Raw genomic sequence first — 24545 nt, forward strand, 5'->3', positions numbered from 1 at the left:
CTCAGCCCTTGCCCGCTGGTTTTCCTGCTTTTCTGTCCAGCTCGCGCAGCCACGCCAATTTATCGGCGATCTTGCTTTCCAGACCGCGCGGCACGGGCTGGTACCAGCCCGGTTCGGCCATGCCGTCCGGGAAGTAGGTTTCGCCAGCAGCATACGCATCGGGCTCGTCGTGCGCGTAGCGGTAGGCATGGCCGTAGCCGAGTTCCTTCATCAGCTTCGTCGGCGCATTGCGCAAATGCACGGGCACTTCCTTCGACTTGTCTTTCTTGACAAACGCCATCGCCGTATTGAACGCGTTATAGCCGGCATTGCTTTTCGCGGCAATCGCCAGGTAGATCACGGCCTGGCCCAAGGCCAGTTCGCCTTCGGGCGAACCGAGGCGCTCATACGTTTCCGCCGCGTCATTGACCATGGTCAAGGCACGCGGGTCGGCCAGGCCGATGTCTTCCCAGGCCATGCGTACGATGCGCCGCGAAAGATAGCGGGGATCGGCGCCGCCGTCGATCATGCGGCAAAACCAGTACAGGGCAGCATCGGGGTTGGAGCCACGCACGGACTTGTGCAACGCGGAAATCTGGTCATAGAAATTGTCGCCGCCCTTGTCAAAGCGGCGCGAATTGAGGGTCAGCGCATTGTCGACGAAGGCCGCGTCGATCTTGGTCGTGCCCGTCGAGCTGGCCGCCGTCTCGGCCTGTTCCAGCAAATTCAGGAAACGCCGCGCATCGCCATCCGCATAGCCGATCAGGGTGTCGGCGGCAGCCTCGTCGAAGGTCAGGTGCGTCAGGGCCGTGGACTGCGCCTTGGCCAGCAACTGCTTCATCTCGTCTTCGTTGAGCGATTTCAACACATACACTTGCGCGCGCGACAGCAGTGCCGAGTTCACTTCAAAGCTGGGGTTTTCCGTGGTGGCGCCGATGAACGTCACCAGGCCCGATTCGACAAACGGCAGCAAGGCGTCCTGCTGCGACTTGTTGAATCTGTGAATCTCGTCGACGAACAATAAAGTGTGCTTACCGAACTGGTCCAGGCTGTGGCGTGCCTGATCCATGGCCGCGCGGATATCTTTTACGCCGGCGAACACGGCCGACAGGGCGATGAATTCGCTGTCGAAGGCGTTCGCCATCAGCCGCGCCAGGGTCGTCTTGCCCACGCCAGGCGGCCCCCATAAGATCATCGAATGGGCCTTGCCCGCCTCGAACGCGAGGCGCAGCGGCTTGCCCACGCCCAGCAGATGCGTCTGGCCGATGACTTCGTTCAGGGTGGCTGGCCGCAAGGCTTCGGCCAAGGGCTGGCGCGGTGCGGTGGAAAAGAGATCCGCCATATTGAGTTACCTAATAAGAATGCAAAGGCCCCGCATTGCTGCGAGGCCGGCTCATACGCAAGGCGCGACAGTCTTAATTGTTGATGACGTCGGCGCCCTTGGGCATGACAAATTTAAAGTGATCGGCAGATAAGGCGGGATTCTTCTGGAAGTTCTTGAACGCCAGTACCGACGTCTGGCCGAACGAATCGCGCAACTCCATCGCTTCCGGCACGCCATTGCGCAGGCCGATGGTGATTTCGTCGAACGTCGTGTCCTTGGCTTTCGGTGTCGCCTTCAGCCATTCCAGGCCATCGCGCGTGCCCGCTTCGGCCAAGGTGAAATTCTTTTCCAGGTCATTGCTGCCGAACAGGATGGCTGCTGGCGAGGAACCGAGCGCGTCGCCCAGTTTCTTGACCGTCACCTGGCTCAAGTCCTTGTCGTAGATGTACAGCTTGTCGCCATCGGCTTGCAGCAGCTGCTCGTACGGCTTCAGATAGGTCCAGATGAACTTGCCTGGGCGGGCGAATTCAAACGTGCCGCTGGCTGGCGTCGACACTTTGGCCTTGCCGCTGGCGTCCGCCTTCTTGACCTGGCGCTGCACGAACTCGCCCTTAGCCGACTTGGTGCCGGCCGCAAAGCTCTTGAATTGCTCAAGCGCGCTGGCCGAGGCGCTGGCCGCAAACAGCAGGCTGCAGGCAACGCTGGCCGCGCCGATCATCATTTTTGCTGCGAAAGTCGTGTTCTTCATTCTGTTTACCCTTGTTCACTACTGGCCGCCGGCACCAGGATTTCCCGGTTGCCATTGGATTGCATGGTTGATACCACCCCGCTCTGCTCCATCTGCTCGAGCAGACGGGCGGCGCGGTTGTAGCCGATGCGCAAATGACGCTGCACCAGCGAAATCGAGGCGCGGCGGTTTTTCAGCACCACCGCCACCGCCTGGTCGTACAGGGCATCGGCCTCGCCGCCGCCCTCGCCCGGCACGCCGCCTTCGGCGCCGTCGCCTTCCAGGGTGCCGCCTTCGAGGATGCCCTCGATGTAATTCGGTTCGCCCTGCAGCTTGAGATGGCTGACAACGCGGTGGACTTCTTCATCGGACACGAACGCGCCGTGCACGCGCATCGGCAAACCGGTGCCGGGCGGCATGTACAGCATGTCGCCCATGCCCAGCAGGGTTTCCGCGCCCATCTGGTCGAGAATGGTGCGCGAGTCGATCTTCGACGACACCTGGAACGCGATACGCGTGGGGATGTTCGCCTTGATCAAGCCCGTGATCACGTCTACAGATGGGCGCTGCGTGGCCAGAATCAAGTGCAGACCGGCGGCGCGTGCCTTTTGCGCGATACGCGCGATCAATTCCTCGACTTTTTTACCCACCACCATCATCAAGTCGGCCAGCTCGTCGATGATGATGACGATGGTCGGCAGTTTTTCCAGCGGCTCCGGCGAATCCGGCGTCAGGCTGAACGGATTCGGGATGTGTTCTTCGCGCTTTTTCGCGTCTGCAATCTTCGCGTTGTAGCCAGCCAGGTTACGCACGCCCATCTTGCTCATCAGCTTGTAGCGGCGTTCCATCTCGTTCACGGCCCAGTTCAGCGCGTGGCCAGCCTGGCGCATGTCGGTCACGACGGGCGCCAGCAAGTGCGGGATGCCTTCGTAGACGGACATTTCCAGCATCTTCGGATCGATCAGAATCAGCCGTACGTCGAGCGGGTCCGATTTGTACAGCAGCGAGAGAATCGTCGCGTTGATGCCCACGGATTTACCGGAACCGGTCGTACCGGCCACCAGCAAGTGGGGCATCTTCGCCAGATCTGCCACGACGGGTTTACCCGCGATATCCTTGCCCAGCGCAATCGTCAGGCTGGACACGCCATCGTTGTAGACCTTGGAGCCGAGGATTTCCGTCAGGCGCACGATCTGGCGCTTGCTGTTCGGCAGTTCCAGCGCCATGTAATTCTTGCCGGGAATGGTTTCCACCACCCTGATCGACGTCAAGGACAGTGAACGGGCCAGGTCGCGCGCCAGGCCCACGATTTGGCTACCTTTCACGCCCGTCGCCGGCTCGATTTCATAGCGCGTGACGACGGGGCCGGGGTAAGCGGCCACTACCTTGGCATCCACGCCAAAGTCCGACAATTTCTTTTCGATCAGGCGGCTCGTAAATTCCAGCGTTTCCACGGAAACCGTTTCCACCACGGGCGGCGCTTCATCGAGCAAGGACAACGGCGGCAACTTGCCATCGCCCAGGTTCTCGAACAGATGGGCCTGGCGCTCCTTTTCCACGCGCTCCGATTTCACGACCGTCACCACCTGCGGCTCGATCTTGACAGGCGGCGCGGCCACATGCTTCTCCACGTGCTTGGCACGCTCGATGACCACCACTTCGTCGCGACGCACGGCGGCCACTTCACCCTGGCGGCGGTCTTCGCGGTCCTGGTAGCGCAGCACGAACCAGTTGACGGCGTCTTCGATGGCGCCGCCGATGCGTTCGGCCACTTGCAGCCAGGATACGTGGAAGAACAAGCTGAAACCGAGGCCGAACAGCAGCAACAGCAGCAAGGTCGCGCCCGTAAAGCCAAAAGCCACGTGGGCCGAGTGCCCGACCAGCTGGCCCAGCACGCCGCCCGGATCGCGCGGCAGCTGCACGTGCAAGCTTTTTGCCATGCGCAGGAATTCGAGTCCCATGCTGCCGATCAGCATGATGGAGAAGCCGACGATGCGGATCAGCATCTCGACATGGTGCTCGCGCTCCACCTCTTCCTCTTCCAGCAGGAAGCGCTTACTCAGGCGGCGATAGCCATGCCATACCGTGCGCAGCAGCCACACGCACCACCACCAGGCGGAAAAGCCGAAGATATACAGCAGCAAATCGGAAAAGGTCGCACCGAGCTTGCCGCCCAGGTTGGCCACCTTGTCGACATTGGTGGCGTGCGACCAGCCGGGGTCGAGCTTGTTGAAGCTGGCCAGGATCAGCACGAAATACAAGGCAAACGCGGCCAGCGCGAACCAGCGCGCCTCGGACAGCAGCCGCACCAGCCGGTTGGGCAGCGGGCGGCGTTCGACCGGTTTTCGGGTGTAGCTATTTTGATTGGCCTGGGCTGGTTTAGTCATTCTGGGAAGCGCTGCAAGGTGAAAAATGTTTCTGAAAGGGAATTTCCCATAATAAGGAAGTATTCTAAGCCATATATGCCCCGGACGGCCCCACGATTCGTCGCTACAGGCGGCTTGGTCTATAATCGTGGATTGCTTGCGCAAGCGCAATACGCCCTTGTTCTTCGCGCGTATGCCCCCAATTCGGATAGACCCCACTCATAGAGAAGCCTCCCATGACCACTACCAAACACGCCCGCGTTTTGATCCTCGGCTCCGGCCCAGCCGGCTACAGCGCCGCCGTCTACGCCGCCCGCGCCAACCTGAACCCGATGCTGGTCACCGGCGTGGAACAAGGCGGCCAGTTGATGACCACCACCGACGTGGAAAACTGGCCTGGCGACCCGATGGGCGTGCAAGGCCCGGACCTGATGCAGCGCTTGCTGCAGCACGCCGAGCGTTTCAATACGGAAATCGTGTTTGACCACATCCACACCACTTTCCTGAATGAAAAACCGATCCGCCTGAAGGGCGACAGCCACGAATACACGTGCGACACGCTGATCATCGCCACGGGCGCATCCGCGCAATACCTGGGCCTGCCATCGGAAGCGGAATTCATGGGCAAGGGCGTGTCCGCCTGCGCCACCTGCGATGGTTTCTTCTACCGCAACCAGGAAGTGGCCGTCGTCGGCGGTGGCAACACGGCCGTCGAAGAAGCGCTGTACCTGTCGAACATCGCCAATAAAGTCACGCTGATCCACCGCCGCGACAAGTTCCGCGCGGAAGCGATTTTGATCGACCGCCTGAACGCCAAGGTTGCCGAAGGCAAGATTGTGTTGAAATATAACCACACTCTGGACGAAGTGACGGGCAACGAAGGCGGCGTGACGGGTCTGAACATCAAGTCGACCATCGACGGCAGGGTCGAAGCGCTCTCCGTGCATGGCGTGTTCATCGCCATCGGCCACAAACCGAACACGGGCATCTTCGAAGGCCAGCTGGACATGCACAACGGCTACATCAAGACCAAGACGGGCTTGGAAGGCATGGCCACCGCCACCAGCGCACCGGGCGTGTTTGCCGCCGGCGACGTGCAAGACCACATCTACCGCCAGGCCATCACCAGCGCCGGCACGGGTTGCATGGCAGCACTGGACGCCCAGCGCTACCTGGAAGGCCAGGAGTAAGCGTCGCATGGCGTCGATGAAAGACTTTGCCGACCTGAAAGCGGTCAGCAAGCAGCTCAAGGAGCAGGCCGACGCGCGCGCCCAGGCTGAAGCGGAGCGAGTCAAGCAGGTCAAGGTGCAGGCCGTGGAGAGCAATCTGTTCAAGGCCAGCATCGGCGGCGTCAAGCGCCTGCCCGAGTCGGACCGCTACGTGCCCAGCCTGCCCAAGGCGGGCGCCATGGCGGCCCAGCAGCCGGCGCGCAAGTTGTCTCCGGAAGAGGACGATGCGGCCGTGCTGCGCGAGTCGCTGTCGGACTTGTTCGAAGTCGACCATTACCTGGAAAACGATCCGGCCCTGAACTACGCCCGCCCCGGCGTGGGATCGGACGTGGTCAAGAAGATGCGCAAGGGCCACTGGCCCATCCAGGATGAGCTGGACTTGCACGGCTTGCGCCGCAACGAGGCGCGCGACGGCATCGGCGCCTTTTTGAACCAGGCGACGCGGCGCAAGCTGCGCTGCGTGCGGGTCATCCACGGCAAGGGTTTCGGCTCGAAAGGCCAGGAACCGGTCTTGAAATCGATGGTGCACAGCTGGCTCGTGCAAAAGGATGAAGTCATCGCCTTTTGCCAGGCGCGCCGCTCTGAAGGGGGCGATGGCGCGCTGGTCGTATTGCTTTCTTCCGCCCTGCAGCCCATCCGCTGAGCACCGCAGCAAGAAATTACAATTCAGTAACAAGTTAGCTCATGCGCACGGCCCCGTTTGTCACCATTCGGGGCCGTGTCATGTTAACCTGTGACAATTATTTCCTGCTTAGCGTCTCGTGCACGCGCTCCACCCATGATGCCACCCCAATTGCCGCCTGGCTCGCTGATCAAGATCATTGAGGTCATCGCCATCCTGGTGGGCGCGTTTTCCGGCTTCATCGAAGCGCGCCGCAAGCGCATGGACCTGGTCGGCGTGTTCGTCGTGGCCTTCATCACGGCATTTGGCGGGGGCACCTTGCGCGACATCCTGCTCGACAAGCGGCCATTGTTCTGGGTCTCGCACCAGGAATACGCGATTCTCATCTTCGTGCTGGCCCTGACGGCCGCGCCCTTGATCCAGCACTTGCGCCAGATCGTCTCGGAACGCCTGATCGTCATCGCCGACGCCATCGGCCTGGGCATGTTCGCCATCGCGGGCGTGGCCGAAGCGACGCGCGCCGGCATGCCGCTCTTCATCGCATCGATGATGGGGGTGATTACAGGGATTTTTGGCGGCGTGATGCGCGACATCGTCTGCAACGAAGTGCCGATGGTGTTTCGCGACGGCAAACCGTATGCGATCTGCGCGTTCTTCGGCTGCTGGGCTTATCTGCTGCAGATGCACTTCGGCGCCGAGCACGACTTCGCGCTGTGGACCAGCGCCAGCGGCATCACGATTCTGCGCCTGATTTGCTGGAAATTCGATATGCGGCTGGGGCGCTGAAGCGCCAACCGGCAACGTTATTCGCGGCGCGTGTCGGCTTACGCGCTGGCGCGCTAAGCCGACCTACGGCACGACACCCATTGCTACGCGTAGGTCGGATTAGGCTCAAAGAGCCGTAATCCGACAACATTGCTGGCCCAGACTTACACCGCGTCCGGGCCGGTTTCGCCCGTGCGGATGCGGATCACTTGCTCCACGTCGCGCACGAAGATCTTGCCATCGCCAATCTTGCCCGTGCGGGCTGCCTTGATGATGGCGTCGACCACCAGTTCCGACACGCTGTCGTCCACCACGACTTCGACTTTGACTTTCGGCAGGAAGTCGACCACGTACTCGGCGCCACGGTACAGCTCAGTATGGCCCTTCTGGCGGCCAAAGCCCTTCACTTCCGTCACGGTCAAGCCCGTCACGTTCACGTCGGCCAGCGCTTCGCGCACTTCGTCGAGCTTGAATGGTTTGATGATGGCGGTAATCTGTTTCATGGTTACTCCTTAAAATTGTTAGATTGTGGACAGATGGCTGCTTATTCGTAGAACTTCGACGTGATCGGATAACGCCAGTCGCGGCCAAAGCCACGGTGCGTGACGCGGATGCCCACTGGCGACTGGCGCCGCTTGTATTCATTGATCTTGATCAGGCGCGTGATTTTCGCCACGTCGGCCGGCGGGTAGCCAGCCTCGATAATCTCGGCGATCGGCCGGTTTTCTTCCATGTACAGCTGCATGATGCCGTCGAGTACGTCGTATGGCGGCAAGGAATCCTGGTCCAGCTGGTCGGCGCGCAATTCAGCCGACGGTCCGCGCGTCAGGATGCGCTCGGGTATCACGTCCGACACGCTGTTGCGGTACGCGCACAAACGGTAGACGAGGGTCTTCGCGATATCCTTGATCACGGCAAAGCCGCCCGCCATGTCGCCGTACAAAGTGCAATAACCGACAGCCATTTCGCTCTTGTTGCCCGTCGTTAGCACGATGCTGCCATGCTTGTTCGACAGGGCCATCAGCAAGGTGCCGCGGATGCGCGCCTGGATGTTTTCTTCCGTCGCATCTTCCGCCAGTCCGGCGAACTCGTCAGCCAGGGTGGCGCGGAAGGCGTCGAAGGTGTGCTTGATCGGAATTTCATCGTAGCGCACATTGAGGCGTTTTACCATGTCGCGCGAATCGATCCACGAGATATCGGCCGTGAATTGCGATGGCATCATGACGGCGCGCACCTTGTCGGCGCCCAGCGCATCGACGGCAATCGCCAGGGTCAGGGCGGAATCGACGCCGCCCGACATGCCGATCAGCACGCCAGGGAAACCGTTCTTGCCGATATAGTCGCGCACGCCCAGCACCAGCGCCTGGTACACCTGCGCCTCGGTGGTCAACGGCGCGGCCAGCGGCTGCGGCACGGGCGTGGCGCCGTCGAATTCGACCAGTTGCAAGTCTTCCTCGAAGTGGCGCAGCTGGGCGCACATCGTGCCGGCCGCATCCATCACGAACGAGTCGCCGTCGAAAATCAGTTCATCCTGGCCACCGACGAGGTTGGCATAGACGAGGGCCATGCCTTGCGCGCTGACATTCTTGCGCATGGTGTCATAGCGCAGATGCTGCTTGTTCATGTGGTATGGCGAGCCGTTCGGCACCAGCAGCACTTGCGCGCCGGCCGCGCGGGCGCGCATCGGTGCGTGCTCGAACCACGTGTCTTCGCAGATATTGATGCCGAAACGCACGCCCTTCACGCCAAACACGAAAGCCTGGTCCGACGACGTGAAGTAACGCTTTTCATCGAACACGGTCGTGTTCGGCAAGTCGTGCTTGCGGTAGGTGCCCAGTACTTCGCCGTTCAGCAGCACGGAGGCGGCGTTGTGGCGCACGCCCTTCTCGTCTTGCAGGGGCAAACCCACCACCACGTGCAGATCCTTGAACTGGGCCAGGTCGGCAGCCAGTCCCGCAAACGCTTCCTGCGTTTTTGCGTAGAATGCATTGCGCAGCAATAAGTCCTCGGGTGGGTAACCGACCAGCGACAGTTCCGGCGTGAGCACGATATCGGCACCCGCTTCAAAGGCGCGGCGGGAAAGGTCGAAGATCTTGGCACGGTTGCCGGCCAGATCGCCGACCGTACTATTCATTTGAGCAATTGCGACTTTGACTGTCATGATGATGATGGATATTTTCGTTCTATTAAACAAGACAGGGGCGCGCAGGCCGGTGGCGGCGCCCCGAGAGTGATGAATGCACACTACAACAATGAATTATCGCACGGCTATCGTCACTACCCTGGCTGAAATTGGCGAAGCGGCCTGGTCTGAACTGCTGGCACGCCAGGCGGAGGCCAATCCCTTCCTTTCCTACGCCTTCTTGCACGCGCTGCACGAGTCCGGCTGCGCCAGCGCGGATACGGGCTGGCAGCCGAATTACCTCGTGCTGTGGCAAGGCGAAACCCTGGCCGCCGCCCTGCCCCTGTACCTCAAAATGCACTCATATGGTGAATACGTGTTCGACTGGGCCTGGGCCGACGCCTATCGGCAACATGGCCTTGAATATTACCCGAAACTGCTGTCCGCGATTCCATTCACGCCCGTGAGCGGCACCCGCCTGCTGGCCCGCGATGGCGAGGCCCGCGCCGCCCTGCTGGCCTTTCTGCAGGCGCAGCAGCAAGCGGCCGACGTATCGTCCTGCCACATCCTGTTCCCGCCGGAAAGCGAAGCGCGCCAACTGGAGCAAGCTGGCTACCTGATGCGTAGTGGCGTGCAGTTTCACTGGCTCAATCCCGGCTACACGGATTTCGAGCAATTCCTCGCTACCCTCGAGCACAAGAAGCGCAAGAATATCCGCGCCGAGCGGCGCAAGGTGCGGGAAGCAGGCGTCACCATGCGCCAGGTACGCGGAACGGAGGCCACGGACGCGGACTGGAAACTGTTCCACCGCTGCTACAGCAATACCTATGCGGAACACCGCTCGTCGCCGTACTTAAGCCTGGAGTTCTTCCGGCGCATCGGTGCCAGCATGCCGCAGAACATCTTGTTGGTGATCGCCGAGCGCGAAGGCCGGGCCATTGCCGCCTCGCTGGTGATCCACACGGCTGACACCCTGTATGGCCGCTACTGGGGCGCGCTCGAGCACGTGCCCTGTCTGCATTTCGAGACGGCGTACTACCAACCGCTGGAGTTTTGCATCGCCAATGGCATCGCCACCTTCGAAGGGGGCGCCCAGGGCGAGCACAAGATGGCGCGCGGCTTCCTGCCGCAAAAGACGTGGTCCGCCCATTGGCTGGCGCACCCGGCCTTTGCCGACGCCGTGCAGCGCTTCCTCGAGCGTGAACGGGGCGGCATCGATGCCTACCTCGACGAGTTGAACGAACACAGTCCGTTTCGCGCATAAAAAAACGCTCCCGGCCATGACTGGCGGGGAGCGTTTTTCTTACTCGATGTTCTTAGGCTTTGGCGGCGTCGGCCTTGAACGCAGCGACGCCGTTCAGGATTTCTTCCTTGGCCACTTCCGGGCCATACCAGCCGTCGATCTTGACCCATTTGCCTTTTTCCAGATCCTTGTAGTGCTCAAAGAAATGCTGGATCTGGCGCAAGCGCAGTTCGTTCAAGTCTTCCGGCTTTTGCCAGTGGCTGTAGATCGACAGGACCTTGTCGACTGGCACGGCCAGCACTTTCGCGTCTTCGCCCGACTCGTCGGTCATTTTCAGCACGCCGATAGGACGGCAGCGCACAACCACGCCCGGGATCAGCGGGAACGGGGTGATGACCAGCACGTCAACCGGGTCGCCGTCCGGCGACAGGGTGTTCGGCACGTAGCCGTAGTTGCACGGGTAATGCATGGCGGTACCCATGAAGCGATCGACGAAGATCGCGCCGCTTTCCTTGTCGACTTCGTACTTGATCGGATCGGCATTCATCGGGATTTCGATGACGACGTTGAAATCGTTCGGCAGGTCGCGGCCGGAAGAGACGTTATTCAAACTCATGGGATTCCTCATTAGCGGGTGGTGTTTTAACCGCGCAATTATAGCGAAGTACAGGCCGCTTGTGCGACGCAGCAGCGGCCCGCCGGCGTTTTGCGCGTCCTGCCAGCAACAGTGACGCGCCCGGCCCGTTGGACTGCGCAGCCTGCCGTTGAGAGTATAAACAGGCCACCGAAAATAATAAGTAGAAACACTTAAGCATTACTACGGTCAGTCCCGAATTAATTCCGTCAATATCCGCCTATTTTCATTTCAATATCACCATGCGGCAAACATGGTTATTATATTTGATATTGCATTTTATGCAGCCAATTATAACAACAGCGCCAGTCTTATTCTCCCCACAATGCGGGCGCATGACGACGCAGCCGCTTCAATACCGCCCTCCAGCCCGGGAATCCCCTCTTCCAGCATAATATTTGCGCTTATTTGAAGCATTTATTTATTCAAATGGCGAACCTTCCAAAAAATGGCGCGACCAGAAGACAATCATCAATTCTGATAAACTGTCACATTCTGGTGTTTCCAAAACTTCGCATACTCTGCAAACAAAGCCTTCGCTAGATTCAATATGGCGCATCACGCGCCACCGATAAATCCTTGCAAAAAGGAATATGATGATTCCCTCTTTCCGGCCCGGGCCTTTATTAAAGGTCACCGGCGTTATTTTCATTCTGTTTGGCCTCGCCCTGCTGGGCGGCGGCATCTGGCTGGCCTCTCTGGGCGGCTCCTGGTACTACCTGCTGGCCGGTATCGGCATGCTCGTTGCCGGCGCGCTGGTGTTCCAGGGCAAGCGCAGCGCGCAACCGTTCATGGCCTTCCTGCTGATCGCCACTCTCATCTGGTCCGTCATTGAAGTGAAATTCGACTGGTGGCAATTGCTGCCGCGCCTCGACATCTGGTTTGCCGCCGCCGTCTGGCTGCTGCTACCCTTCGTCAACCGCCGCCTGGCGCCAGCCGCCGCGGCGAAACAGGGACAAGCGGGCAAGACGGCGCTTTCCGCCGCCGTGGCCCTGACCGTCATCGCCGGTGTCATCGCCCTGTTCCAGGACTACCATGACCTGCATGGCGACGTGCCTGCCGAAAACATGGCCGCCACGGCCACGGCCACGGGCGACCTGGCACCCGGCGTCGAGCACAATGACTGGTCCGCGTATGGCCGCTCCGGCTATGGCGACCGCTATGCCCCGGCCGCGCAAATCACGCCGGCGAATATTTCCGGCCTGAAAGAAGCCTGGACCTACCACACGGGCGACTTCAAGGGACCGAACGACCCGGGCGAGATCGCCAACGAAGTGACGCCGCTGAAGGTCAATGACATGCTGTATTTGTGCACGCCGCACAATATCGTCATCGCCCTGAACCCGGACACGGGCAAGGAAATCTGGCGCCACGATCCGAAGATCAACCGCGACGCGGCCAGCTACCAGCACATGATCTGCCGCGGCGTGGCGTACTGGGACGTGAACGCGGGCCGCGCGAAGAACAATCCAGCCCCCGAAGCTGCCGGCATGGAATGCCCGCGCCGCATCCTGGCGCCAACCATGGATGGCACCATGATCGCCGTCAACGCCGATACGGGCGAGTCGTGCAAGAGCTTTGGCAACAACGGCGTCGTCAACCTGTACAAGAACATGGCGATGATCAAGCGCGGTTTCCTGATGCCGACCTCGCCGCCGGCCGTGTCGCAGAAAATGGCCGTGATCGCCGCCAGCGTGACGGACAACCATTCGACGGAAGAGCCATCGGGCGTGATCCGCGGCTACGATCCCGTCACCGGCAAGCTGATGTGGAACTGGGACCCGGCCACGCCGGAAGATACGCAACCCTTCCCTGAAGGCAAGAACTACACCAACAACTCGCCGAACTCGTGGGGCGTGGCCAGCATCGATGAAAAGCTGGGCATGGTCTACATCCCGATGGGCAATGAAACGCCCGATACCTGGGGCGGCAACCGCAACAAGAATGGCGAGAAATTCAACAGCGCCATCGTCGCGCTGGACCTGGCAACGGGCAAGGTGCGCTGGGTCTACCAGACCGTGCACCACGATATCTGGGACATGGATATCGGCGGCCAGCCGAGCCTGGTCGACATCGACACGCCGAAAGGCAAAGTGCCATCCGTCGTGGCCACGACAAAACGCGGTGACATCTACGTGATCGACCGCCGCGATGGCAGCCTGGTCGTGCCGGCGCCGGAAAAACCCGTGCCGACGAGCAATCCTGCCGCCGGCGACACCCTGTCGCCCACGCAGCCATTCTCGGCCCTGACGTTCCTGCCAGAGCGCAATATCAGCGAAGCGGACATGTGGGGCACGACGCCGTTTGACCAGCTCGCCTGCCGCATCATCTTCAAGGAGCGCCGCTATGAAGGCCCGTTCACGCCGCAAACGGCTGGCAAGGGCGCCGTCATTTCCCCCGGCCCATTGGGTATCTTCGAATGGGGTGGCGCGGCCATCGATCCCGTGCGCCAGTTGTTGATCGTCAACCCTGACTACATGGGCTTCCTGGAAAAACTCGTACCGCGCGCGGAAACGACGGCCAAGGGCGGCACCGGTGGCGAAATGGGCTTGCAGCCGCAGACGGGCGTCCCGTTCGCCGTGGAAATCAAGGCCTTCTTGTCGCCGCTGGGCTTCCCGTGCCAGGCACCGCCGTGGGGCTATGTGGCCGCCGTCGACCTGCGCACGATGAAAAAAGTGTGGATGCACAAGAACGGCACCACGCGCGACAGCGGTCCCGTGCCGATCCCGCTACCACTGGGCGTGCCCAGCCTGGGCGGCATGGTCACCACCGGTGGCGGCGTGACCTTCCTCAGCAGCACGCTCGACTACTACATCCGCGGCTACGACGTCAGCAACGGCAAAGTGATCTGGAAAGCCCGCTTGCCAGCCGGTGGCCAGGCTACGCCGATGAGCTATGTGTCGAACAAGTCGGGACGCCAGTTCGTCGTCGTCATGGCCGGCGGCCACGGTTCGCTGGGCACGAAGATGAGCGATACCCTGGTCGCGTATGCCTTGCCCGAAGGTGCCGCCGTACCGAAAAAGTAAAGCGCGAAGAAGTAAAGTAGCAAGCTAGCAGCGCAAAAAAAAGCCGTTCAGTCTGCACTGAACGGCTTTTTTACGTCTGAAGAAACAAGTGGCTTACAGGATGGTTGCCAAGGCGCACTGCCGGTAATGGGCGGCAGCCTGTTCCGTCTGCTGCAAGGCGTCGTGCATCTGCGCCAGCTTCAGGTGGGCGTCGCGCACCATCTGCGGCTCGTTCGCGTCCGACAAGGCCTGCTCCAGGTGGCGCTGGGCCTTGCCCCACAGTTTTTGCTTGAGGCACAAAGTGCCCAGGGTCAGCGCCAGTTCCGCGTCGAGCGGACGCTGTTTCATCCATTGCTCGCAATGCTCGATCTGCAGCAGCAGGGCCGGCGTGCCGCTTGGCGCCGCCGCTTCGCGGTAGGCGCGCACAACGCGCTCGTCCCAGTCGGCGGCCAGCGACTCTTCGCACACGAGGCGCGCTTCATCGTGCAAGCCGCGCGCATTCAGGGCCGTGGCGGCGCGGCAGGCGATGTACGGCTTGACCCGGTCCGCGCTCGGCACGGTCGACCAGACGCGCATCAGCGATTCCGCGTCATGCGACGGGTCGGACAGCAAATGGTCGTATGCCAGCTCGCGCAGGCGCGACGACAGGGCCGGATGCAGGGCGCGGTGCTTGTCGAGCGAACGCACGAGGCGCAGCACTTCCGGCCAGTTCTTCGCCTGCTGTTCGGCCTTGAGCGACCATTGCAGCGCGTGGATGTGGCGCGTGCCGCTGGCATTGAGTTCGCGCACGGCGGCCAGGGCCGCTTCCGGCTGGTGGTCGTCGACCAGCAATTCCGTCACCGTCATCAACCGGGCCGTCTTCAGGCTGGCATCGCCTTCGACGCGGGACAGCCAGCTGTCGCGGCGTTCGGACTGGCGCATGCGGTGCGCGGCGCGCGCGCCGATCAGCGCGGCCAGGCCGGCGTTTTCTTCCAACTCGGCGGCGCGCAAGGCAGCTTTTTCCGCATGGCCGAAACGGCCTTCGAACAGGGCTTTCAAGGCTTCGCGCAAGCCTTTGTTGCCGTCACGCTCACGCTTGCGCTGGCGGTAGGCCGCCACTTGCGCCGGCATGCGCACGGTGGCGCGCACGGCGCGCACCAGCAGGTACAGCAGCACGAACAGCACGACCTGCAGCAGCAGGAAGAAGTTCAGCGACAAATCGATGCGGTACGGCGGATAGAACAGCACCACGTTGCCGGGGTTGAAACGGGCCGTCACGGCGATACCGATCGCCGCGGCCATCAGGGCGAGTAACCAGAGAAATAGACGCATGGGCTCAGGACTTCGCTTTGTAGTTGCGCACAGCCGTCAGACTGTCGGACAAGGTTGGCATTTCGATGGCCAGGTTGCTGCCCTGCACCTGGCGCAGCAGCGCTTGCGCCGTCTGCGTGCTCTTGGCACGGGTGTCGAAATACTTGGCCAGCGCATCCTGCGCAGCGATCAAGTCGTTACGGAAAGCCGTTTCATTGCGCGACAACAAGGCCATGCGGGCATTGAGCAGGCGCAGCTTGACGTTTTCGCGCAAGAAATACGATTGCGTCGGCGACAGCATCAGCGCTTCCGGCGTATCGACCCGGCGGATACGGATCAACTGACGCACGTCGGCCCACATGTCGCCGCTCCAGGTATTGAAGCCGTCGCGTACTTTTTGCAGCATCGGTTCCGGCGCAGGCGGACCCACCAGCTTGCCGGCGGCATCGCGCACGGGCTTGGCCTTGCCCGGTTTTTCCGGCGCGGCCGGCAAGGCCGGCGTTTCGTCGGACAGCATCGGCAAGGAATCGATCTGGGCGATCACGGCATCGAGGCGCAGGGCTACGCCCGTCGAATCGACGCTAGGCAGGGCCTTGAGTTTTTCCATGTCGCGCCCGATGGCGCGGCGGATGGTGATGAATTGCGGCTTGTCCGAGCGCGACAGGCTGCGGTCCGCGTTTTGCAGGGCGATCAGCGCGCCGGGCACGTTGCCGGCCAGTTGCAGTTGCTGGCTGGCCGTCGACAGCACTTGCTCGATTTCCGTCAGCGCCCACTCGTCGCGGTTCTTCGACAAGTCGTTATACAGTTGTTCCAGGGCCAGCTGCTGGCTTTGCGTTTCGCTCTGGCGGTTTTCCAGCGCGCCCACCTTGATTTCCAGCTCTTTCGTGCCTTCTTGCACGTTGCGCGCCAGCACGCCCGTTTCGGCATTGCTGACATCGCCCTTTTGCAGGCGCTTGGCCACTTCTTCGCGCAGGTTGCGGATCTGCTTGCTGGTCGACCAGCTTTGCGCAGCCAGCAGCACGGCCAGCACGATGACGGCGATGCTCATGGGCTTTTGCAGCTGTTCCAGCAAGGTCGGCGCGCGGCCGGCAGGTTGGTCGGCCGCCTGCGGCGCCGTCTTCACGGCGCTGCCAGGCGTTGCATTCGGTTCGGAGAGTGTAGGCATTTCGTTCATGGTCGTGATTGTAACGCGGCGAGCACTCCTGCGTCGCCTGATCCTGTCAGGGTGACACGGGCAAAACCCAGGGCCGCCGCCGTTTGTGCAATGCGGGCGTGCGGCACGATCAGATGCTGCTGTTGCATTTTCACAACAGCCGTCTTTTCAGCATCCAATTCCTCCAGCAGCGCCAGCAAACCGCGCAGCGCTTCCGAGCTGGTGATGATCCACTCATTATTATGCTGCAACAGCTTTTCCAGGGTCGCCCGCAAGGCCGGCGTCAGCGTCGGCACCTTGCGGCGGTAGGCCGTAACGAACTCGACTTCGGCGCCGGCCGCGCGCAAGCCGTCGGCCAGGTAATCGCGTCCGCCATCGCCGCGCACGATCAGCACGCGCTTGCCGCGCAGGGCCGGCAAGTCCAGCGCCAGCAATAAATGTTCGGAATCGCTGCGCGCCGTGTCAAACGGACTGGTGATGGCCGCGTTGGCCTGCGTGACGCCATGCGCTGCCAGGGCCATCCGGCTGCCCTCGCCCACCACGGCCAGCGGCACGCCTGGCGGCCAGGCGGGCAAGTGCGCAAAGACGCAATCGATGGCGTTTGGCGAGACGAAGGCCACCAGGTCATACTCGCGCAGGCGCGCCAGCACGGCTTGCAAGTGTGCGCATTCGTTCTCGCCCTCAAGCGCGTGGATTTCCAGCAGCGGCAGCAGCTGCACGGGCAAGCCCAGCGCCGCGATGTGGGCGGCCAGCGGCCCCGCTTGTTGCGCGGGCCGCGTGATCACCACGGTGTCAGGCATGCGGCGCCAAGCCTTCATGGTTGTCGGGCGTGACGGCGCACGAGGCGAGGATGCCGGCGGCGTCTTGCCCGCGCAGCAGTTCGGCCACTTGCTCGCCCAGCAGTTCCGGCGCGCTGGCCGGGCCTTCAAGCTCGGCGCTGGCCATGCGCGCGCCGTCCGGCGTGGCGACCATGGCGCGCAAACGCATCTGTTCGCCTTCGACTGTAGCGAACGCGGCCAAGGGGATCTGGCAGCTGCCGCCGAAAATCTTCGACACCTTGCGCTCGGCCGTGACGGCTTGCGCCGTGGCCGCGTGGTTCAGCGGCGCCAGCAGGCGCACGAGGTCGGCGCCGTCCGCGCGCCCGCTGCGGATCTCGATCGCCATGGCGCCCTGGCCTGCCGCCGGCAGGCTGTCTTCCGGCGCCAGCACGGCGCGGATGCGCGATTCGAGCCCCAGGCGCTTCAGGCCGGCGGCGGCCAGGATGATGGCCGCGTAATCGCCACGGTCCAGCTTGCCCAAACGCGTATCGAGGTTGCCGCGCAGGGGCAGTATCGTCAGGTGCGGATAACGGGCGGCGATCAGCGACTGGCGGCGCAGGCTGCTGGTGCCGACGACGGCGCCATGCGGCAGCTCGGCCAGGCTGGCGTAATCGTTCGACACGAACGCGTCGCGCGGGTCTTCGCGCTCGAGGATGGCGGCCAGGGCAAAGCCTTCAGGCAACTCCATCGGCACGTCTTTCAGCGAATGCACGGCCAGGTCGGCACGGCCCTCTTCCATCGCCACTTCCAGCTCCTTGACGAACAGGCCCTTGCCGCCTACCTTGGACAGGGCGCGGTCCAGAATCTGGTCGCCGCGTGTGGTCATGCCGAGAATTTCAACGCTACACTGCGGATACAGGGCGGCCAGGCGCGCACGCACGTGTTCAGCTTGCCACATAGCAAGACGACTCTCGCGCGTGGCGATCACCAGGCGGGCAGGAATATTCAATTCGTTCGGGGTCAATTCAGATGCTTTCAAAACAAGTTCTTTCGCTGTGGCTGTCGTTGTCATTATCGTTGCCATTTCGCCCGTCCGATATCAATTTGTATCGGAATGGCGCCTGGCGTCGCTATAATCGTTATCCCTTGGCCTAGAAGGCCAAGTCAGGCTAGCGTCCATGTTGAAGACCACAAATTTTATCATGCGCCCCCTTCCCTCTGCGGCCAAACGCCCGGTGCGATCCACATTCCCTTGCTTTTACACTTACTTTGGTTCTTTATTATGCTCAATGACGCAGTAGCACCAGAAATAGTTCCAGCGGCCGGCTCCGACAAGGACGCGCCACTGAAAGAAGACATCCGCCTGCTGGGCCGCCTGCTGGGCGACGTGCTGCGGGAACAGGAAGGCGACGCCGTCTTCAATGTGGTGGAAACCATACGCCAGACTTCCGTACGCTTCCGCCGCGAAGCGGACGCGGACGCGGCCCTGGAACTGGACGCCATGCTCAAGGAACTGAGCCGCGAACAGACGATTTCCGTCGTGCGCGCCTTTTCCTACTTTTCGCACCTGGCCAACATTGCCGAAGACCAGCACCACATCCGCCGCCGCCGCGCCCACCTGCTGGCCGGCTCGCCAGCGCAAAAGGGCAGCGTCAGCTTCGCGCTGAAAAAACTGCGCATGGCCGGCGTGCCGCGCAAGACCGTCGACACCTTCTTCCAGGACGCCCTGATCGCGCCCGTGCTGACGGCCCACCCGACGGAAGTGCAGCGCAAGAGCATTCTCGACGCCGAGCACGACATCGCCCGCCTGCTGGCCGAGCGCGACCTGCCGCAGACGCCGAAAGAACGGCAAGCCAACATGCAGCTGCTGCGCTCGCGTGTCGCCACCCTGTGGCAGACGCGCATGCTGCGCTACTCGAAGCTGACGGTGGCCGACGAGATCGAAAACGCCCTGTCCTACTACCGCATCACCTTTTTGCGCGAACTGCCAGGCCTGTATGACGATATCGAGGAAGACATCGCCGCCGAGTACCCGAACGGCGACGGCACCATCGAGCCGATCAATGCCGCCTACGTGCAGATGGGCAGCTGGATCGGCGGCGACCGCGACGGCAATCCAAACGTCAACGCGGGCACCATGCAGCACGCGCTGGCGCGCCACGCCACCACCATCCTCGATTTCTACCTCGACGAAGTGCACGCGCTGGGCGCGGAATTGTCCGTCTCGACCCTGATGGTGGGCGTGAGCGCCGAACTGCAGGCGCTGGCCGACCAGTCGCCGGACGCTTCGCCGCACCGCAGCGACGAACCATACCGCCGCGCCCTGATCGGCATCTATGCGCGCCTGGCCGCCACGGCCCGCGCGCTGGGCGCCACCAACATCCTGCGCAAGGAAGTGGGCGCGGCCGCCGCCTATCCTGACGCGGCCGCGTTTGTCGCCGACCTGCGCACCATCGTCGCCTCGCTCGAATCGCACCACGGCGCGGCCCTCGTGCGCCCGCGCCTGGCGACCCTGGCGCGCGCGGCCGACATCTTCGGCTTCCACCTGGCGTCGCTCGACATGCGCCAGACCTCGGACGTGCACGAGCGCGTGCTGGCCGACCTGTTCGCGAAAAGCGGCGTGGCCGCCGATTACACGTCCCTGTCCGAGGAAGACAAGCAAGCGCTGCTGCTGAACGAACTGGCCCAGCCGCGTTTGCTGTACTCGCCCTACATTGCCTACGCCACGGAAACGGATTCCGAGCTGGCGATCCTGCGCGCGGCGCGCGACATCCGCCAGCGCTACGGCGCGCGGGCCATCCGCAACTACATCATCTCGCACACGGAAACCGTGTCCGACTTGCTGGAAGTATTGCTGCTGCAAAAAGAAACAGGCTTGCTGCGCACCGACTGGAAGGCCGGAGGCGACGGCGACAGCACGTGCGAGCTGATGGTCATCCCCCTGTTCGAGACGATCCCCGACCTGCAGCGCGCGGCCGGCATCATGAGCCAGGTCATGGCCTTGCCCCTGGTAAAACAATTGATCGCCAAGCAGGGACAGCTGCAGGAAGTCATGCTCGGCTATTCCGATTCGAACAAGGATGGCGGCTTCCTCACGTCGAACTGGGAACTGTACAAGGCGGAACTGGCGCTCGTGTCCGACTTTCAAAAGGCCGGCGTCAAGCTGCGCCTGTTCCACGGCCGCGGCGGCACGGTGGGCCGTGGCGGCGGACCCAGCTACGAAGCCATCCTGGCCCAGCCGCCGGGCACCGTCAACGGCCAGATCCGCCTGACGGAACAAGGCGAGATCATCGCCTCGAAGTTTTCCAACGCGGAAATCGGCCGGCGCAACCTGGAATTGCTGGTCGCCGCCACCCTGGAAGCGAGCCTGGCGCCGCAGGAAGCCAATCCGGCCCGCAACAGCCAGCTGGCGCAGTTCGAAGCCGTGATGGCGCAGCTGTCGGACCTCGCCTATCACGCCTACCGCCACCTCGTGTATGAAACGCCGGGCTTTACGGAGTATTTCTTCTCGGCTACGCCGATTGCGGAAATCGCCGAGCTGAACCTCGGTTCGCGCCCCGCCTCGCGCAAGGCCAACCAGCGTATCGAAGACTTGCGCGCCATTCCCTGGGGCTTTTCCTGGGGCCAGTGCCGCTTGCTGCTGCCGGGCTGGTTCGGCTTCGGCAGCGCCATCGAAGCCTGGATCAATCAAGCCGACGGCGATGCGAAAGATGGCAGGATCGCCACCCTGCGCGCCATGTACGCCGAATGGCCGTTCTTTGCCACCCTGCTGTCGAACATGGACATGGTGCTGGCCAAGACCGACCTGGCGATCGCCTCGCGCTATGCGGAACTGGTGGCGGACCAGGGCTTGCGCGAACGCATCTACAAGCGCATCACGGACGAGCATGGCAACACCTTGCGCTGCCTGGAGCTGATCACCGGCAATACGGAACGGCTGGCGGGCAATCCGCTGCTGGCCCGCTCGATCCAGAACCGCTTCGCCTATCTCGATCCGCTGAACCACTTGCAGGTGGAATTGATCAAGCGCAACCGCACCCTGTCCAACGCCGGTAAAGTCGACGAACGGGTGCACCGCGGTATCCAGCTGTCGATCAATGGCGTGGCGGCAGGCTTGCGCAACACGGGCTGATCACGTCAAGCTGCCATCGGCAGGCAGGGGCCGGCACCGCAAGGGCCGGCCCTTTTGCTTGCCCAATGGAAAAATATTCTCAAGAAAGCAACATTTGGTATTACACTAGCGTGGAATATCTTCCCCCCACTCCGGCGCCAGGCGCACCGCAGCGGCCAACCACGACGCCAGGAATGCGGATGAGCAAATGGTCGATTGAAACGCTGGGTGCGGCATGCGCCGCCATCATCCTGGTCGTGCTGGGCTGGCTGGCGGGCGCGGCCTGGCAGGAACTCAACTTCTGGGAACATGTCTGGCTGTCGCTGCTGCTGGCGGCCGCTGGCGGCATCGCACTGTGGCTGCTGCGCGTGCTGCGCAACCACCTGGCCAGCACGCGACTGCAGCTCGACGCCAGCGTCATGCGCTACCGCGACCTGAGCGAGACGGCGCAGGACGGGATGTGGCAAACGGACGCGGAAGGCACGATATTGCATCTCAACCAGCGCCTGTGCGACATGCTGGGCATTCCGGCGGAAAAGCTGCTGGGCCACAAGATGAGCGAATTCCACGATGAAGCGACCTTGCTGCGCCTGTGCCCGCTGAGACGCACGCAGGAACACAGCTGCATGGGCGAACTGCAGTACTGGCACAGCGACGGATCGGAACGCTGGGCCATGATCAGCGGCCGCTGCCTGTACGACCAGCTGGGCACCTTGACAGGCGCGCTCGTGCTGGCCAACGACATCACGGAACACAAGCGGGCCGAACACGCGCTCAGCGTCGCCCATGCGGAGCTGGAAAGCCGCGTGGCCCTGCGCACGGCCCAGCTGCTCGACGTGAATCTCCAACTGTCCGCGGAAATCGCCATGCGCGCGCAAACGGAAGCGGCCCTGGCGCGCAGCGAGGAACGGCTGCAGGACATCATTTCCATGATGCCCCTGTCGCTGTTCCTCAAGGATGCCGATTCGCGCATCTTGCTGATGAACCAGGCCTGCGAACAGCAATGGGGCGTGCGCCAGCAGGACATCGCCGAAGGACGCGACCTGCAGCACTTTCCCAAGGAGCAGAACATGGGCTTCCACGCGGCGGACCGGGAAGCGTTTGCCAGCCGCAAGGTGGTGATCCGCGAAGAATTGGTATGGAACGCGCAGTTGCAGGAAAACCGCCTCGTGCAGACACACAAGAAACCCGTATTTGACGACGACGGCCGGCCGCAGATGATCATCGCCATGGCCATCGACATCACCGACAGCAAGCGCAACGAGGAAAACCTGGAACGCACCCTGGCCCAGCTGCGCGAATTGACCGACCACCAGCAAACCATCAAGGAAGAAGAGCGGCGCCGCATCGCGCTCGACATTCATGACGACCTGGGCCAGAACCTGATGGTGCTGCGCATCGATGTGTCGCTGCTGCACGCGCGCACGGCCAAGGGCCATCCGCGCCTGCACCGCCACGCGCAGCGCGTGCTCGACACCATCGATACCACCATCCGCTCCGTGCGCACCATCATCAATGACTTGCATCCCAGTACCCTCGAACTGGGACTGGGCCCGGCGGCCGAATGGCTGATCCGCCAGATGGAGGGCCGCGGCGCCATCCGCTACCGGCTCAAGCTCGACAGCGAGGCGCCGGACCTGGGCCTGGACCAGCGCCAGACGTCGGCCATCTTCCGCGTGCTGCAGGAATCGCTGTCGAACATCGTGCGCCACGCCCAGGCCAGCGAAGTGGAAGTGGCGCTGGCGCAGGACGCGGACGCCATCGTGCTGCGCATCAGCGACAACGGCATCGGCATGCAGCCGGGCGACCACGGAAAACGGGCCGCCTTCGGCCTGAAAAGCATACGCGAACGCGTCCACGCGCTGGGCGGCGAACTGCGTATCGACAGCCAGGCCGGCCAGGGCACGGTGCTGGCCATCCACCTGTCGCGGGCCAGGAAAGGCGCGCCAGTCAACCATGACGCAACACAAGAATTGGCAAAAACAGTAGAAAATTAAGTATGTATTTTCGACATTAAAAAGTATAGTAAGTTTTTTCTTTGAGGAAACTATCATGCCGCCAAGGTTCTCCCGCCTCCCCGCCCCACTGCTCGGCCTGTGCCTGCTGGCCGCCGTCTCCACCGCCAGCGCCACCATCTATGCCGAACGGGGCTTTGGTGAAAGGGATGGCAATGGCAGCATCGCGTCCGACCTGAACCCGGCGGGCCTGGTGGCCGGCATCATCATGGAGGAAGAAGGACGGCGCCGCGCCGTGACGTACCAGCATGGCCGCATCCGCGAGCTGGGCACCCTGGGCGGCGATGAAGGTTTCACCAAGGCCATCAATATCCATGGCGTGGTGGTCGGTTCGGCGCAGACGGCCAGCGGCGCCTGGCACGCCTTCCGCTACGATGCGGCGGGCGGCATGCGCGACCTGGGCACGCTGGGCGGCACCAGCAGCTACGCCACGGCCATCGCGCGCGGCGGCCAGGTGGCCGGCTATGCAGATACCAGCGGCGGCGATTTCCACGCCTTTGTGACGAAAGCCGACCACAGCCTGCAAGACCTGGGCACCCTGGGCGGCGCCAGCAGCTATGCCAGCGGGCTGAACAGCCATGGCGTGGTGGTGGGCACGGCCCAGCGCGACGATGGCTACCGTCGCGCCTTCGTCTACCGCCCCGGCGCGGGCATGCAGGAAATCGGCACCCTGCCCGGCGGACGCATCAGCTCGGCCACCGCCATCAACGACGCGGGCCTGATCGTTGGCGCCTCGGAAACGGAAAAGCGGCGCTGGCACGCGTTTGCCTGGGACGGCAAGCGCATGCTCGACCTGGGCGCCATGATCGGCCAGGGCGACAGCTACGCCACGGCGGTCAATGCGGCCGGACACGTGGTCGGCAGCGTCAACATCAACGGCTATGAACCGATGACCTTTGTCTACAAGGAAGGCGTGATGACGGTGCGCCGCCGCGACGACGGCCTGTACCTGACCAACAAGATCACGGACGCCGGGCTGGTGGTGGGCGCCATCTACACGGGGCATAAATTCCAGGCCTTCGCCGTGCCGTCGCAAGCGTCGCCGCCACCGCCGCGCCGCAACCCGCTGGACTGGCTGTTCCTCACCTTCATCCTCGGCGCCAGCGGCGTGGCGCTGTACAAGCTGCAGCACCATCACCGCGCCGGCCTGCCAGGCCAGCGCACGTATTTTATGTAAGCAACGCTGGGGATGGACGAAAAAA

Annotated in this window: 18 protein-coding genes; 8 read left to right on the forward strand and 10 right to left on the reverse strand. The window is 62.6% G+C overall.

The genetic code is table 11. The annotated features are described in order from the left end of the window. Window position 1 precedes the first annotated feature (1 nt). The 3 genes from KO538_RS21460 to KO538_RS21470 all read right to left on the reverse strand — a co-directional run bounded on the left by KO538_RS21460 (window position 2) and on the right by KO538_RS21470 (window position 4417). The gene (locus KO538_RS21460; protein WP_034758659.1) at window positions 2–1321 is read right to left on the reverse strand and encodes a replication-associated recombination protein A; all 1320 of its coding nucleotides are present in this window, start codon (window positions 1319–1321) and stop codon (window positions 2–4) included. Between the two features lie 73 nt (window positions 1322–1394). Then, window positions 1395–2051, reverse strand: a complete 657-nt coding sequence (gene lolA, locus KO538_RS21465; RefSeq protein WP_257620488.1) for an outer membrane lipoprotein chaperone LolA — start codon at window positions 2049–2051, stop codon at window positions 1395–1397. 5 nt (window positions 2052–2056) lie between these two features. Further along, the gene (locus KO538_RS21470; protein WP_072454838.1) at window positions 2057–4417 is read right to left on the reverse strand and encodes a DNA translocase FtsK; all 2361 of its coding nucleotides are present in this window, start codon (window positions 4415–4417) and stop codon (window positions 2057–2059) included. A 215-nt stretch (window positions 4418–4632) separates the two neighbouring features. Here KO538_RS21470 and trxB point away from each other — a divergent pair, with 215 nt between their 5' ends. From trxB to KO538_RS21485, 3 genes are all read left to right on the forward strand, one after another. Beyond that, window positions 4633–5586, forward strand: coding sequence for a thioredoxin-disulfide reductase (gene trxB, locus KO538_RS21475; RefSeq protein ID WP_219329592.1), 954 nt, complete (start codon window positions 4633–4635; stop codon window positions 5584–5586). Window positions 5587–5593: 7 nt separating this feature from the next. Then, window positions 5594–6268: a Smr/MutS family protein gene (locus KO538_RS21480; RefSeq protein ID WP_219329593.1), complete on the forward strand. Its 675-nt coding sequence runs from the start codon at window positions 5594–5596 to the stop codon at window positions 6266–6268. 135 nt (window positions 6269–6403) lie between these two features. Next, entirely contained in the window at window positions 6404–7033 is a 630-nt protein-coding gene (locus KO538_RS21485; protein WP_034758680.1) for a trimeric intracellular cation channel family protein, read from the forward strand. Between the two features lie 143 nt (window positions 7034–7176). Here the strand turns inward: KO538_RS21485 and KO538_RS21490 are convergent, their stop codons facing one another. Together KO538_RS21490 and KO538_RS21495 are read right to left on the reverse strand one after the other, a co-directional pair. Continuing rightward, window positions 7177–7515, reverse strand: a complete 339-nt coding sequence (locus tag KO538_RS21490; RefSeq protein WP_034758685.1) for a P-II family nitrogen regulator — start codon at window positions 7513–7515, stop codon at window positions 7177–7179. 41 nt (window positions 7516–7556) lie between these two features. Continuing rightward, window positions 7557–9173, reverse strand: coding sequence for an NAD+ synthase (locus tag KO538_RS21495; protein ID WP_072454839.1), 1617 nt, complete (start codon window positions 9171–9173; stop codon window positions 7557–7559). 91 nt (window positions 9174–9264) lie between these two features. On the opposite strand from KO538_RS21495, the gene KO538_RS21500 reads away from it, so the two are divergent. Continuing rightward, entirely contained in the window at window positions 9265–10398 is a 1134-nt protein-coding gene (locus KO538_RS21500; protein ID WP_219329682.1) for a GNAT family N-acetyltransferase, read from the forward strand. Between the two features lie 52 nt (window positions 10399–10450). On the opposite strand, the gene ppa is transcribed toward KO538_RS21500, so the two are convergent. Further along, the gene (gene ppa, locus KO538_RS21505) at window positions 10451–10993 is read right to left on the reverse strand and encodes an inorganic diphosphatase (protein ID WP_034758697.1); all 543 of its coding nucleotides are present in this window, start codon (window positions 10991–10993) and stop codon (window positions 10451–10453) included. 611 nt (window positions 10994–11604) lie between these two features. On the opposite strand from ppa, the gene KO538_RS21510 reads away from it, so the two are divergent. Beyond that, window positions 11605–14037, forward strand: coding sequence for a membrane-bound PQQ-dependent dehydrogenase, glucose/quinate/shikimate family (locus tag KO538_RS21510; protein ID WP_257620489.1), 2433 nt, complete (start codon window positions 11605–11607; stop codon window positions 14035–14037). 93 nt (window positions 14038–14130) lie between these two features. Here KO538_RS21510 and KO538_RS21515 read toward each other — a convergent pair whose 3' ends face one another. The 4 genes from KO538_RS21515 to hemC are packed head-to-tail and all read right to left on the reverse strand — an operon-like array spanning window position 14131 to window position 18256. Further along, window positions 14131–15327 carry a heme biosynthesis protein HemY gene (locus tag KO538_RS21515; protein ID WP_071653290.1) on the reverse strand — a complete coding sequence of 399 codons (1197 nt, stop codon included), beginning with the start codon at window positions 15325–15327 and terminating at the stop codon, window positions 14131–14133. A 4-nt stretch (window positions 15328–15331) separates the two neighbouring features. After that, window positions 15332–16480, reverse strand: a complete 1149-nt coding sequence (locus tag KO538_RS21520) for a uroporphyrinogen-III C-methyltransferase (protein WP_058049383.1) — start codon at window positions 16478–16480, stop codon at window positions 15332–15334. Beyond that, complete coding sequence (locus KO538_RS21525; protein ID WP_219329594.1) at window positions 16477–17259, reverse strand: uroporphyrinogen-III synthase; 783 nt, start codon at window positions 17257–17259, stop codon at window positions 16477–16479. Before KO538_RS21525 ends, KO538_RS21520 begins: the two co-directional genes overlap by 4 nt. After that, on the reverse strand, window positions 17252–18256 hold the full coding sequence (gene hemC / locus KO538_RS21530; protein ID WP_219329595.1) for a hydroxymethylbilane synthase: 1005 nt from the start codon (window positions 18254–18256) through the stop codon (window positions 17252–17254). The genes KO538_RS21525 and hemC overlap by 8 nt, the downstream gene beginning before the upstream one ends. Before the next feature lie 243 nt (window positions 18257–18499). On the opposite strand from hemC, the gene ppc reads away from it, so the two are divergent. From ppc to KO538_RS21545, 3 genes are all read left to right on the forward strand, one after another. Then, window positions 18500–21349, forward strand: a complete 2850-nt coding sequence (gene ppc / locus KO538_RS21535) for a phosphoenolpyruvate carboxylase (protein WP_219329596.1) — start codon at window positions 18500–18502, stop codon at window positions 21347–21349. A gap of 179 nt (window positions 21350–21528) precedes the next feature. Further along, window positions 21529–23325: a PAS domain S-box protein gene (locus KO538_RS21540; protein WP_219329597.1), complete on the forward strand. Its 1797-nt coding sequence runs from the start codon at window positions 21529–21531 to the stop codon at window positions 23323–23325. Window positions 23326–23380: 55 nt separating this feature from the next. Further along, window positions 23381–24520, forward strand: coding sequence for an HAF repeat-containing protein (locus tag KO538_RS21545; protein WP_219329598.1), 1140 nt, complete (start codon window positions 23381–23383; stop codon window positions 24518–24520). The last annotated feature ends 25 nt before the right edge of the window (window positions 24521–24545 follow it).

Origin of the sequence: Janthinobacterium sp. NKUCC08_JDC, from assembly GCF_019345575.1 — a bacterium.
In the GTDB taxonomy this organism is placed as follows: domain Bacteria; phylum Pseudomonadota; class Gammaproteobacteria; order Burkholderiales; family Burkholderiaceae_D; genus Janthinobacterium; species Janthinobacterium aestuarii.